The 13,353-nt window shown below is 54.8% G+C and carries 11 protein-coding genes; all 11 read left to right on the top strand.

Going from position 1 to position 13,353, the window contains the following annotated elements; translation table 11 throughout:
• The first annotated feature begins 38 nt into the window (after nt 1-38).
• The 11 genes from metE to ppa all read left to right on the top strand — a co-directional run bounded on the left by metE (nt 39) and on the right by ppa (nt 13,329).
• Nucleotides 39-2,333, top strand: coding sequence for a 5-methyltetrahydropteroyltriglutamate--homocysteine S-methyltransferase (gene metE / locus MIM_RS09615; protein ID WP_025372540.1), 2,295 nt, complete (start codon nt 39-41; stop codon nt 2,331-2,333).
• A 290-nt stretch (nt 2,334-2,623) separates the two neighbouring features.
• Entirely contained in the window at nt 2,624-3,196 is a 573-nt protein-coding gene (locus MIM_RS09620) for a DUF2889 domain-containing protein (protein WP_025372541.1), read from the top strand.
• Nucleotides 3,197-3,287: 91 nt separating this feature from the next.
• A complete protein-coding gene (gene sucC / locus MIM_RS09625; RefSeq protein ID WP_025372542.1) occupies nt 3,288-4,448 on the top strand; it encodes an ADP-forming succinate--CoA ligase subunit beta in 1,161 nt (386 codons plus the stop codon).
• A gap of 14 nt (nt 4,449-4,462) precedes the next feature.
• The gene (gene sucD, locus MIM_RS09630) at nt 4,463-5,344 is read left to right on the top strand and encodes a succinate--CoA ligase subunit alpha (protein WP_025372543.1); all 882 of its coding nucleotides are present in this window, start codon (nt 4,463-4,465) and stop codon (nt 5,342-5,344) included.
• A 240-nt stretch (nt 5,345-5,584) separates the two neighbouring features.
• The gene (locus tag MIM_RS09635) at nt 5,585-6,280 is read left to right on the top strand and encodes a TerC family protein (protein ID WP_025372544.1); all 696 of its coding nucleotides are present in this window, start codon (nt 5,585-5,587) and stop codon (nt 6,278-6,280) included.
• Nucleotides 6,281-6,532: 252 nt separating this feature from the next.
• Nucleotides 6,533-7,255, top strand: a complete 723-nt coding sequence (locus MIM_RS09640; RefSeq protein ID WP_025372545.1) for a TerC family protein — start codon at nt 6,533-6,535, stop codon at nt 7,253-7,255.
• A 395-nt stretch (nt 7,256-7,650) separates the two neighbouring features.
• Nucleotides 7,651-8,607 carry a hydroxymethylbilane synthase gene (hemC, locus tag MIM_RS09645; RefSeq protein WP_025372546.1) on the top strand — a complete coding sequence of 319 codons (957 nt, stop codon included), beginning with the start codon at nt 7,651-7,653 and terminating at the stop codon, nt 8,605-8,607.
• Between the two features lie 9 nt (nt 8,608-8,616).
• Complete coding sequence (locus tag MIM_RS22095; RefSeq protein ID WP_025372547.1) at nt 8,617-9,432, top strand: uroporphyrinogen-III synthase; 816 nt, start codon at nt 8,617-8,619, stop codon at nt 9,430-9,432.
• Nucleotides 9,433-9,525: 93 nt separating this feature from the next.
• Nucleotides 9,526-11,340 (top strand): uroporphyrinogen-III C-methyltransferase, encoded by a 1,815-nt coding sequence (locus tag MIM_RS09655; protein WP_025372548.1) that lies wholly within the window; start codon nt 9,526-9,528, stop codon nt 11,338-11,340.
• 3 nt (nt 11,341-11,343) lie between these two features.
• Entirely contained in the window at nt 11,344-12,756 is a 1,413-nt protein-coding gene (locus tag MIM_RS09660) for a heme biosynthesis HemY N-terminal domain-containing protein (RefSeq protein ID WP_025372549.1), read from the top strand.
• Between the two features lie 39 nt (nt 12,757-12,795).
• Entirely contained in the window at nt 12,796-13,329 is a 534-nt protein-coding gene (gene ppa / locus MIM_RS09665; protein WP_025372550.1) for an inorganic diphosphatase, read from the top strand.
• Nucleotides 13,330-13,353: the final 24 nt, after the last annotated feature.

The raw sequence follows: 13,353 nt of genomic DNA on the forward strand, positions 1-13,353 counted from the left end.
GACGGCGGTCAACTGGATATTATTAAGAGAGATTACATATGGCATTGACACATAACCTGGGTTTTCCGCGTATCGGTGTAAAACGGGAACTGAAAAAAGCACTGGAAGCGTATTGGGCTGGTCAGTCCACTGAAGCGCAATTGCTTGAGACGGGACGGCAATTGCGCGAGCAACACTGGGCCATCCAGCAAGCAGCGGGCAATGCATTTGTGACGGTGGGCGATTTTGCCTGGTATGACCATATTCTGGAATGGTCCACCACGCTGGGCATTGTGCCGCCACGGTTCAGGCATCCCCGGAATGCGCCGGTTGATCTGGATACCTTATTCAGGATGGCGCGTGGCCGTGCCCCTGTCGGCGAGCCGGCAGCCGCATGTGAAATGACCAAATGGTTTGACACCAATTACCACTATATTGTGCCGGAACTGGCTGCGGATCAGACATTTTTCCTGGCGCGTGCCAGCCTGTTTGACCAGGTGGCCGAGGCTCAGGCGTTGGGTCACAAGGTTAAACCAGTCATTCCCGGGTTGCTCACCTATCTTAGGCTCAGCAAGGGTGAATCCTTTTCGAGTGCAGAAGATGAGCGCAAACTGGCGCTGGTTCCGCAGCTTGTGCAAGTCTATCGGCAAGTGCTGGCGCGCCTGGCCGAACAGGGCGTGCAATGGGTGCAGGTGGATGAGCCGGCGCTGGTGCTGGATCTGCCCGCGGCCTGGCAGGAAGCGTACCGTCAGGTGTATGCAGAGCTGGCGACAACACCCGTAAGCATTTTATTGGCAACGTATTTTGGTGATGTGGCCGACAATACCGATTTGCTTGCATCGCTGCCCGTTGGCGGGGTGCACTTTGATCTGGTACGCGGTCCGCAGCAACTGGCGCGCGTGCTGCCGGCCTGGCCTGCTGATCGCGTGCTGTCGGCCGGCGTGATCAGTGGTCGTGATGTATGGCGTACAGACCTGGATCAGGCCGCCGCATTGCTTGCACCGGTACAGGAACAATTGGGCGAGCGTCTGTGGCTGGCGCCGGCGTCTTCATTGCTGCACGTCCCGGTTGATCTGGCAGAGGAAACCCAGCTGGACGACGAAATAAAAAGCTGGCTGTCCTTTGCAGTGCAAAAGCTGGATGAGCTGAGGCTGCTTGCTGCGACCCTGAACGGCACGGTGAGCGCGGCGCAGGATGAGGCGCTGGCCCGGCAGCGCATCGCTTTGGCCGAGCGCAAAGTGTCGCAGCGGATTCACAATCCTGCGGTGGCTGCAAGGGTGGCGGGTGAGGCGTCGGTTGCACGCGAACGGTCGCCGTTTGCCGAGCGCATCAGTAAACAGCGCGAGGCGCTGGGATTGCCAGACTTTCCTACCACGACTATCGGTTCCTTTCCGCAAACCCCGGAAATTCGCAAGATTCGCCGTGACTGGAAAGCCGGTACCCTGAGCGACGCCAAATATGAAGAAGCCATTCGTGATGAAATTCGCGAGGTGGTCAAATTCCAGGAAGAGGCCGGCCTGGATGTCCTGGTTCACGGTGAGCCGGAGCGAAACGATATGGTGGAGTATTTCGGTGAGTTGCTGGCGGGCTTTGCATTTACGCAGAATGGCTGGGTGCAGAGTTACGGCTCGCGCTGCGTCAAGCCACCCATCATCTACGGCGATGTGGCACGTCTGATCCCGATGACAGTCGAGTGGACTGCATTTGCGCAGTCGCTGACCGACAAACCCATGAAAGGGATGCTGACTGGCCCGGTTACAGTACTGCAATGGTCATTTGTGCGTGAAGATCAGCCGCGTCAGGCAACCTGCCTGCAATTGGCACTGGCATTGCGCGATGAAGTGCAGGATCTGGAAAAAGCCGGTATCCGGGTTATTCAGATTGATGAACCCGCCTTCCGCGAAGGCCTGCCATTGCGCAAGGCCGACTGGCAGGCTTATCTGGACTGGGCCGTCGATTGTTTCAGGGTCAGTACTTCAGGCGTGCAGGACACAACGCAGATCCACACCCATATGTGCTACTCAGAGTTCAACGATATTATCGAATCCATTGCGGCAATGGATGCGGATGTGATTACGATTGAAACCTCGCGGTCAAACATGGAGCTGCTTGAAGCGTTTGAACGCTTTAACTATCCAAATGATATCGGGCCGGGTGTTTATGATATTCACTCACCCAATGTTCCGGACCGTGAATGGATGATTCAGTTGATGAACAAGGCGGCAAGTCGGCTGGATCGCAAGCAGTTGTGGGTCAATCCCGATTGCGGACTGAAAACCCGTCAGTGGCCGGAGACACGCAGTGCATTAATTGAAATGGTCCACGCCGCACAGGCATTGCGCGCTGCAGTGTAAGTTCATCCCGTGCGATGAAATGCCCATCGCACCATGATGAGTGCACATACTGCGGTGATGAGTGCACATACTGTTTACCAACCTTTTCCACGGAGATATTGGCTTGTGGCCACTCCGTGGTTTTTTTGTCCGGCGCTGTCTGTATCCGTCCGGATTCGTGCCGGTATACCTCACGCTGATTTTGCTTTGCAGCAAAAATTCGCAAATTCGGCCTTTTTACAAGCGTGCGCGCAAGGGAGTACGCTATACTTTATCGGTTTACTGACCAATAACTCCTCAATCGCTCGAACATGTCTCTGGGTTCTTCGGCACGAAAGCCAATTCATACCCGCAGTATCACCATGGATTCCTATCTCCGGGAGGATGCACTCTGGGAGCTGGAAGCGCATCTGGTCGATGTCAAATCCTATGATTTTCCTACCAAAGTGGGTGCCATGCATAAGGCAGGCGACCCAGTGCACGATATGACTATCGTTTTGCTGGTCACGCAGGAAGGGTTGATCACAGATGTTCGGGCCAAATATCAGGCTGCGCCTTATAACGCCGCCTGTATGGCCATTGAGCAGGCCTACCGTGGTCTGGTCGGACTGCATTTGCTGCGTCAGTTCCGGGCTGCGGTGCGCGAGCGCTTTGGCCGTGTCGATGGCTGTACACACATGTCCGAGCTGGTCGTGCTGCTGCCTACAGTTTTTGTACAGAGCTTGTCGGCGCAGCGTCGTGAGCAGGCCGAGAAAACCGGAAAAAGACCGTTTCAGCTGGAAGGGTGTCACGCGCTGGCGGTCACTTCTCCTGTGGTCCGGGAGCATTATCCGGAATGGTATGTGAACCCCCAGGAGGGTGGTAAACGCAGGGCCCGGCAGTGATGATCGTTGTACAGGCTTCAACACAGTCTCAATTCGTGTGCTCGCTCAACGCTGAGCATTTGTTTTTTTATCCTACGTTAATAGGTAATACATGAAGATCCATGAGTATCAAGGCAAAGAGCTGCTGAAAAAATTCGGCGTGACGGTGCCTCGCGGCATCCCCGCATTTTCCGTAGATGAAGCGGTTGCAGCCGCAGAGAAGCTCGGTGGCCCGGTTTGGGTTGTCAAGGCGCAGATTCATGCTGGCGGCCGTGGCAAGGGCGGTGGCGTCAAGCTGGCCAAGTCCATTGACGAAGTGCGTCAGTTGTCTTCCGAAATTCTGGGCATGCAGCTGGTCACGCACCAGACCGGCCCCGAGGGTCAGAAAGTCAACCGCCTGCTGATTGAAGAGGGCGCGGACATCAAGAAGGAATATTACGTAGGGATCGTGACCGATCGCAGCAGCCAGCGCGTGTGCGTGATGGCGTCCAGCGAAGGCGGCATGGACGTTGAGGAAGTAGCGGAAAAAACACCGGAAAAAATTTTGAAAGTGTTTGTTGATCCTGCCAAAGGTTTTACCGATGATGAAGCACGCGAACTGGCACGTGGCATTGGTGTGCCGGATGCTTCCGTTGAGAAAGCAGCTGTTGAATTTCAAAAACTGTATCAGGCCTACTGGGATACGGACTCTTCCCTGGCTGAAATCAACCCACTGATTCTGACCGGCTCTGGGGATATCATTGCGCTTGACGCCAAATTCAACTTTGACTCAAACGCCTTGTTCCGTCACCCCGAAATCGTTGAGTACCGCGATCTGGACGAAGAAGACCCTGCCGAAATCGAAGCCAGCAAATTTGATCTGGCTTACATTCAGCTGGACGGCAATATCGGCTGCCTGGTCAACGGTGCCGGTCTTGCCATGGCCACTATGGATACGATCAAGCTGTTTGGCGGCGAACCTGCCAACTTCCTGGATGTGGGTGGTGGTGCGACCGCTGAGAAGGTCACCGAAGCATTCAAGATCATGCTCAAAAACAAGGAAGTCAAAGCGATTCTTGTGAATATTTTTGGCGGCATCATGCGCTGCGATGTGATCGCCGAAGGCGTGATCGCTGCCTGCAAAGCCGTTAACCTCTCGGTCCCTCTGGTTGTACGCATGAAGGGTACCAATGAAGAGATGGGCAAAAAAATGCTCGCCGAGTCCGGACTGCCAATCATCAGCGCCGATACCATGGCTGAAGCCGCGACTAAAGTCGTAGCCGCCGTTAAGTAAGCAAGGAATTTTTCATGTCAATTCTGATCAATAAAGACTCCAAAGTCATCACTCAGGGTATTACCGGTAAAACCGGCCAGTTCCACACACGTATGTGCCGTGATTACGCCAATGGTAAAGAAGCTTTTGTTGCTGGTGTGAATCCTAAACGCGCAGGCGAGGATTTCGAAGGCGTGCCTATTTACGCTTCTGTCAAGGACGCGAAAGAACAAACGGGCGCCAATGTATCTGTTATCTATGTTCCACCAGCAGGTGCCGCTGATGCCATCTGGGAAGCGGTAGACGCTGACCTGGATCTGGTGATCTGCATTACCGAAGGTATTCCTGTTCGCGATATGCTGGCTGTCCGCAACCGCATGCGCCAGGAAAACAAAAAAACACTGCTGCTGGGCCCTAACTGCCCTGGTCTGATTACGCCCGATGAGCTGAAAATCGGCATTATGCCAGCGCACATCTGCAAAAAAGGCCGCATTGGTGTGGTCAGCCGTTCAGGCACGCTTACATACGAAGCCGTTGCCCAGTTGACGGAGCTCGGCCTGGGACAATCCAGTGCAGTTGGTATTGGTGGTGACCCGATCAATGGTCTCAAACACATCGATATCCTGAAAATGTTCAACGACGATCCAGAGACCGATGCGGTTGTGATGATTGGTGAGATCGGCGGGCCGGACGAAGTCAATGCCGCCGAATGGGCCAAAGACAATATGAGCAAGCCAGTAGTGGGCTTTATCGCCGGTGTTACTGCTCCTCCAGGAAAACGCATGGGCCACGCCGGTGCGCTGATCTCCGGTGGCGCCGATACGGCCGATGCCAAGCTGGAAATCATGGAAGCTTGCGGTATCCGTACCACACGCAATCCATCTGAAATGGGCAAACTGCTCAAATCAGTACTGTAAGTACCAGCGGTCATTTGTCGCGCCTTGCGCTGCGATAAATGCTGAATCGCCCCTGAAAATCACAATCGTGTTTGTGTGATTTCAGGGGCGATTTCTTTTGTTGCATGCCTTCAAGTCAGCCCGCTGTAAGCAAAGATTCATAGAATGATGGCACGAATAAAAATGTGCTTGCTCCTGCAACAGGTCAGGCGATAACACAGACAACATTTTCTCATTTAAAGTCTCTTTGGAAGGTTCACTATGGATGTAGGTTCTTCGGCGTTTTGGCTCGCCCTGTTGGAAATCGTTTGGGTAAATATTCTGCTGTCGGGTGACAATGCAGTGGTAATCGCGCTGGCAGCTCGCACCTTGCCGGAAAATCAGCAAAAAAAGGCAATTGTGATTGGCTCGGGCGCCGCCATTGTGATGCGGATTATTCTCACACTGGTTGCCGCCAAACTGTTGATGCTGCCTTATCTGAAAATTATTGGTGCGGTGTTGCTGGTTTATATTGGCGTTTCGCTGGTTAAGTCAGACGACGATGAAGGCGGGCATGAAAAGTCTCATGCCTCACTTTTGAGTGCGATCCGCACCATTTTGGTTGCCGATCTGGTAATGAGCCTGGATAACGTGGTTGCGGTTGCTGCAGCAGCCCATGGCGATACCACTCTGTTGATTATCGGCCTCGCGCTGAGTATTCCGCTTGTCATTTTTGGCAGTACCTTGCTGCTTAGTGTTATTGAGAAATTTCCCCTTATCGTCTGGCTTGGCGCAGCGCTGCTCGGTTATATTGCGGGCGAAATGTTTGTGGCCGACCCTGTTATTGAGCCGAGCTCTGAAACTTGGGCATCGCTGGTGCACATGACGCACCATCAATTGGGTATCACCATGGGGGTTGTGGGGGCGCTATTGGTGGTGGTGTTGGGCAAAATTTTTGTGGCTCGCGCAAAAAGCTGACAGGTTACTGAATACTCTGTTTTATAATTGCTCGCAGTCTGGAGCGAAAAGGGCGCGCAAGCGCTCTTTTTTTTGCCTTCTCGCCTATGGCGCCGGCCTTCAGTAGCAGGACAGGCTGGCCGCTTTTTTCTTTGGCACAGCCGCGCGCCGATGCGCGGCTAGGTACGATGCAGGCGCAGGCACACGCAGGGGCTGGACCATGGTCGGCGTTGCCTGCTTATCATACAAATCTAACAGAGGTGATCTTTCATTATGCTTGAGTTTTTTCAAACCATGAGCTGGGCTGCAATATTCCAGATTATTCTCATTGACATTCTTTTGGGTGGCGACAACGCCGTCATCATTGCCCTGGCATGCCGCAATCTGGAAAAAGCGCAACGCATGAAAGGCATTCTCTGGGGGACTTTCGGCGCCATCATCATGCGGGTCATCCTGATCGCTTTTGCACTGAAGCTGCTGGAGATTCCTTATCTGAAAATTGTCGGCGGTGCGCTGTTGATTTGGATTGGCATCAAGCTGCTGATTCCCGAAGAGGATGAACATGGCAATGTGGCCGGCGGTACGTCAGTGTGGACGGCGGTCAAAACCATCCTGATTGCTGACTTTGTCATGAGTCTGGATAATGTGATTGCGATTGCCGCTGCTGCGCAGAAAACCACACCCGGACACGAAGTGGCTTACGTGGCGTTTGGTCTGATTGTCAGCGTGCCCATTATTATCTGGGGCAGTACCCTGGTGCTTAAACTGATCGACAAATATCCGCTGGTGGTTACGCTCGGCGCGGGTCTGCTGGGCTGGCTGGCCGGCGGTATGCTGGTTTCCGATGTATTTACCGAGAGAACATTCTTCAATGGCGAACATGCGCCGCAAACTGTTAAGATTGCGGTTGAAGTCATTGGCATTATCGTGGTTGTCGGTTTGGGTAAATGGCTGGCTGCTCGCAAGGGTAAATCGCAAGCCGCTGACACGCACTAAGCTGAACGCACAGATAGTCCGAGAGAACCGGATCCGGTATTGATCCGGTTGCTCGGGAAGGGAACCCCGCCAGGCTTTATGCCCCAGCGGGGTTTGTTGTTTTGCATGTCGGCAGGCGCCAGGTCTGCCACTCGTATGAAGGTCTGACATTATGGAAGAAAAACCCAAACGCACCATCCTGCAAGGACTGTTGATTCTGGCTGTGATTGGTATCGTCGTTACCGTTGCCGTTAACTATTTGCGTTAGCGGCAGTCGTGTGCACCCGTTAGCCAGCGGTGTGCATGATTCCGTGTGTAGCGGGCTTCTGGCAGAACTCAGTTCTGGTTTTGGCCACACGATGGCCGCCTTTTTCCGTGAATCGTGATCTTAAATAAAAATTTAGCAGGAACCTCGTGTGACCGAACTTAAAAAACTGACTATTGCAACCCGTGCCAGCCGCCTTGCCCTTTGGCAAGCGCATCACGTTCGTGATCTGCTTCAGACCCGTTACCCGCAGTTGCAGGTCGAGTTGCTGGAGCTGACCACTAAGGGTGACCAGATTCTGGACACTACCTTATCAAAGATTGGTGGCAAAGGATTGTTCATCAAGGAGCTGGAAACGGCGCTGGTAGATGGCAGGGCAGACCTCGCCGTGCATTCGCTTAAAGACGTGCCGGTCGATCTGCAGTCGCCTTTTGCACTGGCTGCCGTCCTGCAACGGGCCGACCCGACTGACGCCTTTGTATCGTCCAACTATCAACAGCTCAGCCAATTGCCGGCTGGCGCGGTGGTGGGCACTTCCAGCTTGCGCCGTGAGTCGCAGATCCGGGCCGTATATCCCCACCTGGTGGTTAAACCCTTGCGCGGCAATCTGGACACCCGTTTGTCCAAACTGGATAAGGGCGATTATGATGCTATCGTGCTGGCCTCTGCGGGCCTGGAGCGTCTGGGGCTGGGCGACCGGATCGCATCGCGGCTGGAAGTGGCAGAGAGTCTGCCGGCGGCAGGACAGGGTGCGCTGGGCATTGAAGTGCTTGAAACGCGCGCTGAATTGCTGGAAATCCTGGCGGGCCTTGCCGATCCGGCAACGACGGCCTGTGTAACCGCAGAAAGGGCGGTGTCCCGGACGCTGGGCGGGTCCTGCCAGGTCCCCATCGCTGCATATGCTACGTTAACGGATAACGCCGTCACGCTCAATGCACTGGTGGCAACGCCTGACGGTAAGCGCGTTTTGCGTAGTACCCGAACCGGTGGAGCCGAAGAGGCCGATCAACTCGGTGTAGAGGCGGCACAAGCGCTGCGGGAGCAGGGGGCAGACGACATTCTGGCAGCACTGCAGGATCCATCGCAGCCTCCAGCCGACAAGACGTGAGTTCTGGTCGTGCTTCAGCCGCACGCTACGGTCATTCTTACGCGACCTGAGGGAAAAAACCAGGCGCTGCAGGGGCGGCTTGAACAGGCAGGGCTGCGCGTTATCACGCTGCCGGCCCTGACACTGCAGCGACTCGCGGTCACTGAACCGGTTTTGGCGCCAGCCTCATTTGATCTGATATTCTTTGTCAGCGGATTTGCTGTTGATTGCTATTTTGCCCTGCTGGCCGAGCAGCATGTGCAATGGCCGCAAGGGCAGGTGGCCGGCTGCGTCGGCCCGGGAACGGCACAGGCGCTGCAACGCCGGGGCGTTGCGCAGCAGTACATTCTGTATCCCGCAGATCATCAGTCTTACGACTCCCATGGTTTCCTGACTCAATTAAAGGCCAGTCCTGCTTTTGCTGACCTGCGTTCGGTGTTGATTGTGTGCGGCACCGGTGGCAACCCGTGGCTTGGCCGGCAATTGCAGGAGCTGTCGATTGAGGTTACGCGCCTGCCTATATACAGGCGAGAAGCCAGGCAATGGGATCAGCTGCAGCAAAGTCAGATGGGCAGTTTGCTTGCCAATCCGACGGAGCAAAAATATGTGCTGCTCACAAGCCCCCAGGGGATAGAAGCGTTTGTGGGCAATCTGGCGATGGCGCAGATAGATCCGGCTTCTATTGCCCGATCCACGATCTTTGTGGTCACTCATCCGGGGCAGGTCGATCATCTCAGACTGACCTGGCAGCAAAAGCTGGCTGCCGACTACACCGATACGCTTCATATCGTGCAGACATTGCCGCAGGACGACGCAATTTTCCATACCGTTACAATCTCGGATTAAAAGCCTGCTGTAATCCACTACAATGTACCCATCTTTCACGAACGTATCGCCAAGCGGTGTATTGGTTTTCTGGATAGTAAGGAATTGAAAAATATGGAAAAAAAACAGGACGACGCGCGAAATACGGAAACGGAAAAAAAGCCGGGAGCGGCAGGTCAGCATGATCAGCCGGGAAGCGCAGCGCCGGATAAAGTGACGGATGTGGAACTGACCAATGAGCGATCCACGCCGGAGAAAACAACAGCGCAAGCTGACAAAACCGATAAGGCAGCCGCTGGTAAGCCTGTTGCCAGCGCTGCAGGCGGATCCGTTCCTCCAGCCGACGCAGATAAAGACGAAAGTAGTGCCGGCAAAGGCACAAAAGGCCCCTTAATTGGCGCATTGGTTGTGGTCGCGGCGATTGCTGCTGGCGGCTATTACTATGCCCAGAACAATCACTCCCAGTCAGAAAACAATAGCCAGACGACTAGCGAACCTGCAGCATCAGCACCTGCAGACACGCCAGCATCGGATGCCGCTCAGGCAGATCAGGGATCTGCCCCGGATACATCATCAAGTGCGTCGAGCACGACGGATAATGCCGAGCCGGCGCAGAACGGCGATACCGCGTCAGCGACGGCAAGTGGCAGCGACGCCCAGACCCCCGCAGGTGAGGGAACCGCAGGGGCTGATGCTGCTTCATCTGCAACGAACGAAGCCGATGGCAGCAACGGCAATGCGCCTGCAGATTCGGCAACAGCCAATAATGAGCCGGCTCAGACAGGGTCTGAAGCCACCACTGATGCAGCATCAGCGGCTGTAACCAATGAGCACAATGAGGATGCGTCTGCCCAGGCGTCGCCTGACAAGAGCGATACCACTGACGCATCTGAAACAGCGCCTGCGGCAACAGAGACATCGTCTGCAGGTTCGTCAGCGGCCTCAACCAATACGGCTAATGCCACTGACACTGCAGCGTCGGGAACAGGCGGGTTTGGCGGTTCATTACCGGCAGATATCCGCGATCAGCTTGATCGCCAGTCAGCACAGATCATCGCCTTGCGCGATCAGCTGGAGTCTTCACAGAAGCAATTGCAGCAGTTGCAAACCACCCGTTTGCAGGCCGCGCGTGACGAAACAACCCTATTTGTGGTGAATGATGTTAGTCGATTAGTGACCATGGCGCAGAATGAGCTTGCCATCGTTGGCAACCTCGAGAATGCCGTGACTGCCCTGGAAACCGGCATCAAGGCCATAGACCAGGCTGATGCGCCGGTACTTGCGGGTTTGCGCGGCGCTCTGTCAGCCGATATCGTCACCCTGAAAAGTGCGCCCGCCATCGGCGTGGATGCGCAGTTTGCCCAAATCGCGGCCCTGTCCGAGAAAATAGATGCGCTGCCAATGCTGGCGCCAGATCAGGCAGGAGCAAAGCCCATGGCCGGGCAGTCTGCTCAGGGCGCATCCACTGGGAGCGACACGAACGAAACAAATTCGGCTGCCGCTACAGAAGCGTGGTATGAGCGCGCCTGGAATGAAGTGAAAACCTGGCCGGGTGCGGCCTGGGATGGGTTGCGTTCCGATCTTGGCGGTATTGTCCGCGTAGAAAAGCTGGCCGACCCGAACCAGCTGTTGCTCACGGTTGATCAGGCCGCGCAACTGCGGGGCAACCTGAAACAGTATTTGCATTTTGCCCAGCAGGCATTGCTGAACGGGCAACAGGGTATCTGGACGGCTTCGCTTGAAACTGTGGTAAAGGGCATTAAACAAAGTTTCAATCAGGATTCGGTGGAAACGCAACAGGTGCTTGCCCAGCTTCAGCAATTGCTCAAGGCAGGTGTCAGACCTGAATTGCCATCGATCACGCAGAGCGTGAAGGCAGTTGAGGAAACCCGCAAGCAGCTTAAATCCACGAATCCCGGACAGGAGTAATGCATGCGAACCAGTTTGAAATTACTTGTCCTGTTTGCTGTTGCCGTTGCTGCTGCGCTATTGCTGCGTGATTCCAGTGGCTATTTCATGGTGGTGACCGGCGATGAACGCCGGACGGTTTCGCTGGCGGCGGGCCTGGTATTCATCGTCATTGCCTTTTTCATTTTTTATCTGGTCTTCCGTTTCATCGGTGTTCTGATGGATGCGCCAACAAGATGGCGTAACTGGAATCAGCGCCGTCATACCCGTAAGGACTACGATCTGCTGGAGCGCGGCTGGGTGGAATTGCTGGAGGGACGCAGCAGCCCTGCAGAGAAGGATCTGACTCGTTTGCTCAATCGCAGTCGTGATAACGGTCGTGCTGCCCTGGCCAGTCTGGCGGCAGCCAAGGCGGCGCATAATCAGTCGCGCTATGCCGAACGTGATGCACTGCTTTTAACGGCACAATCCAAGGCCCAGGGTAACCCCAGAATGCTGGATGCCACAACCACCATCCGTGCAGAAATGCTGCTGGAGCAGGGTGAGTCCAAACAGGCACTGGCATTGCTTGAACCATTGGCACAAGCCGGGGGCGCGAATCAGGACCATCTCCAGCGGCTGCTGCTGCGCGGCTACAAGCAACTTGGCAATCAGGATAAATTGTTGCAGGTCGCCCGTACGCTCAGCAAGAAAGGTGCTATCGACACGTTCGAGGGGCAACGCCTTATTGAGCACGCCGGTGCGGCGGTCATGAAAGCGACGACGCGCGATAGTTGGGCCAATACCTGGAAATCATTCAGCAGCGCCGAGAAAGCCATGCCGCTGGTCGCACTGGCTGCGGCCGAGAAAGCACAGGCGGCAGGCCACTTCGACACAGCAGGACAGATTCTGGAAGCGTCGTTACGCGAACATATTGACGCCCGGCTGCTCAACGCCTACGTACAGTGTCCGGCCGATCAGGTGAATGGGCGTCTGACCAAAGCACAGCAATGGCTGGAAAAAGACGAGAACAATCCTGATCTGCTTAACGCACTGGGTTTTCTGTGCCTGGCTGCGCAGTTATGGGGGCAGGCCGAGCGTTATCTGACACGCAGTCTCAAGTTGCGTGAAGATCCGCGTACACATACCTTACTTGGCGCGCTTTATGACCGTCTGGGCAAGCCTGCCGAGGCAGTCAAACATTGGCGGTTCGCAACGGCATCGATCTCCATGCTACCCACGGTGGAGGGAGAAAAATATCTGCCGGCAGCCGATACCCGTATGGATCCGGACGGCCCGCCTGATCGCAAGCGTGCCGAGCAGCAGGTTGAGCCGGAACGCGCAGATGAAGCATCTGCAAAAACCATTTATGCCAAACGACAGGAAGCCGATGATGAGTACTTTGATAGTGCGCCTATTCCCGGTATCCGCGCCGATGAATTGAATGAAAAATCGTAATTCCGAAAACCGTAACTACAGTAACCAGAAGAGTTGACTATGAGCTTGAAAAATGTCCCGGCCGGTTCCAAAACACCGGAAGAATTCAATGTTGTAATTGAAATTCCGATGAATGCCGATCCGGTTAAATACGAAGTAGATAAAGACACCGGTGCGGTGTATGTTGATCGCTTCATGATGACGGCCATGCATTATCCCTGCAACTATGGCTATATTCCGGATACACTGGCTGACGATGGTGATCCGGTGGATGTGCTGGTGATTACACCGTTTCCCGTTGCCGTTGGATCAGTTATCAAATGCCGTGCCCTGGGCGTGTTGCAAATGGATGACGAAGCAGGTGGTGACGCTAAACTGCTGGCCCGTCCGGTAGACAAACTGTATCCTCCCTATAGCTCCCTGAATGCCCATACTGATCTGCCAGAGCTGGATCTGCAGCGTATCCAGCACTTTTTCGAGCATTACAAAGATCTCGAAAAAGGCAAGTGGGTGAAAGTGAAGGGTTGGGAAGGCATTGATGCGGCGCATGCCGAGATCACCAGCAGTATCGAACGATTCCAGAAAGGTAAATAATCCACTGGTTTCCAACCATGTTTA

It is taken from the genome of Advenella mimigardefordensis DPN7, from assembly GCF_000521505.1.
GTDB classification, from domain to species: Bacteria; Pseudomonadota; Gammaproteobacteria; order Burkholderiales; family Burkholderiaceae_B; genus Advenella; species Advenella mimigardefordensis.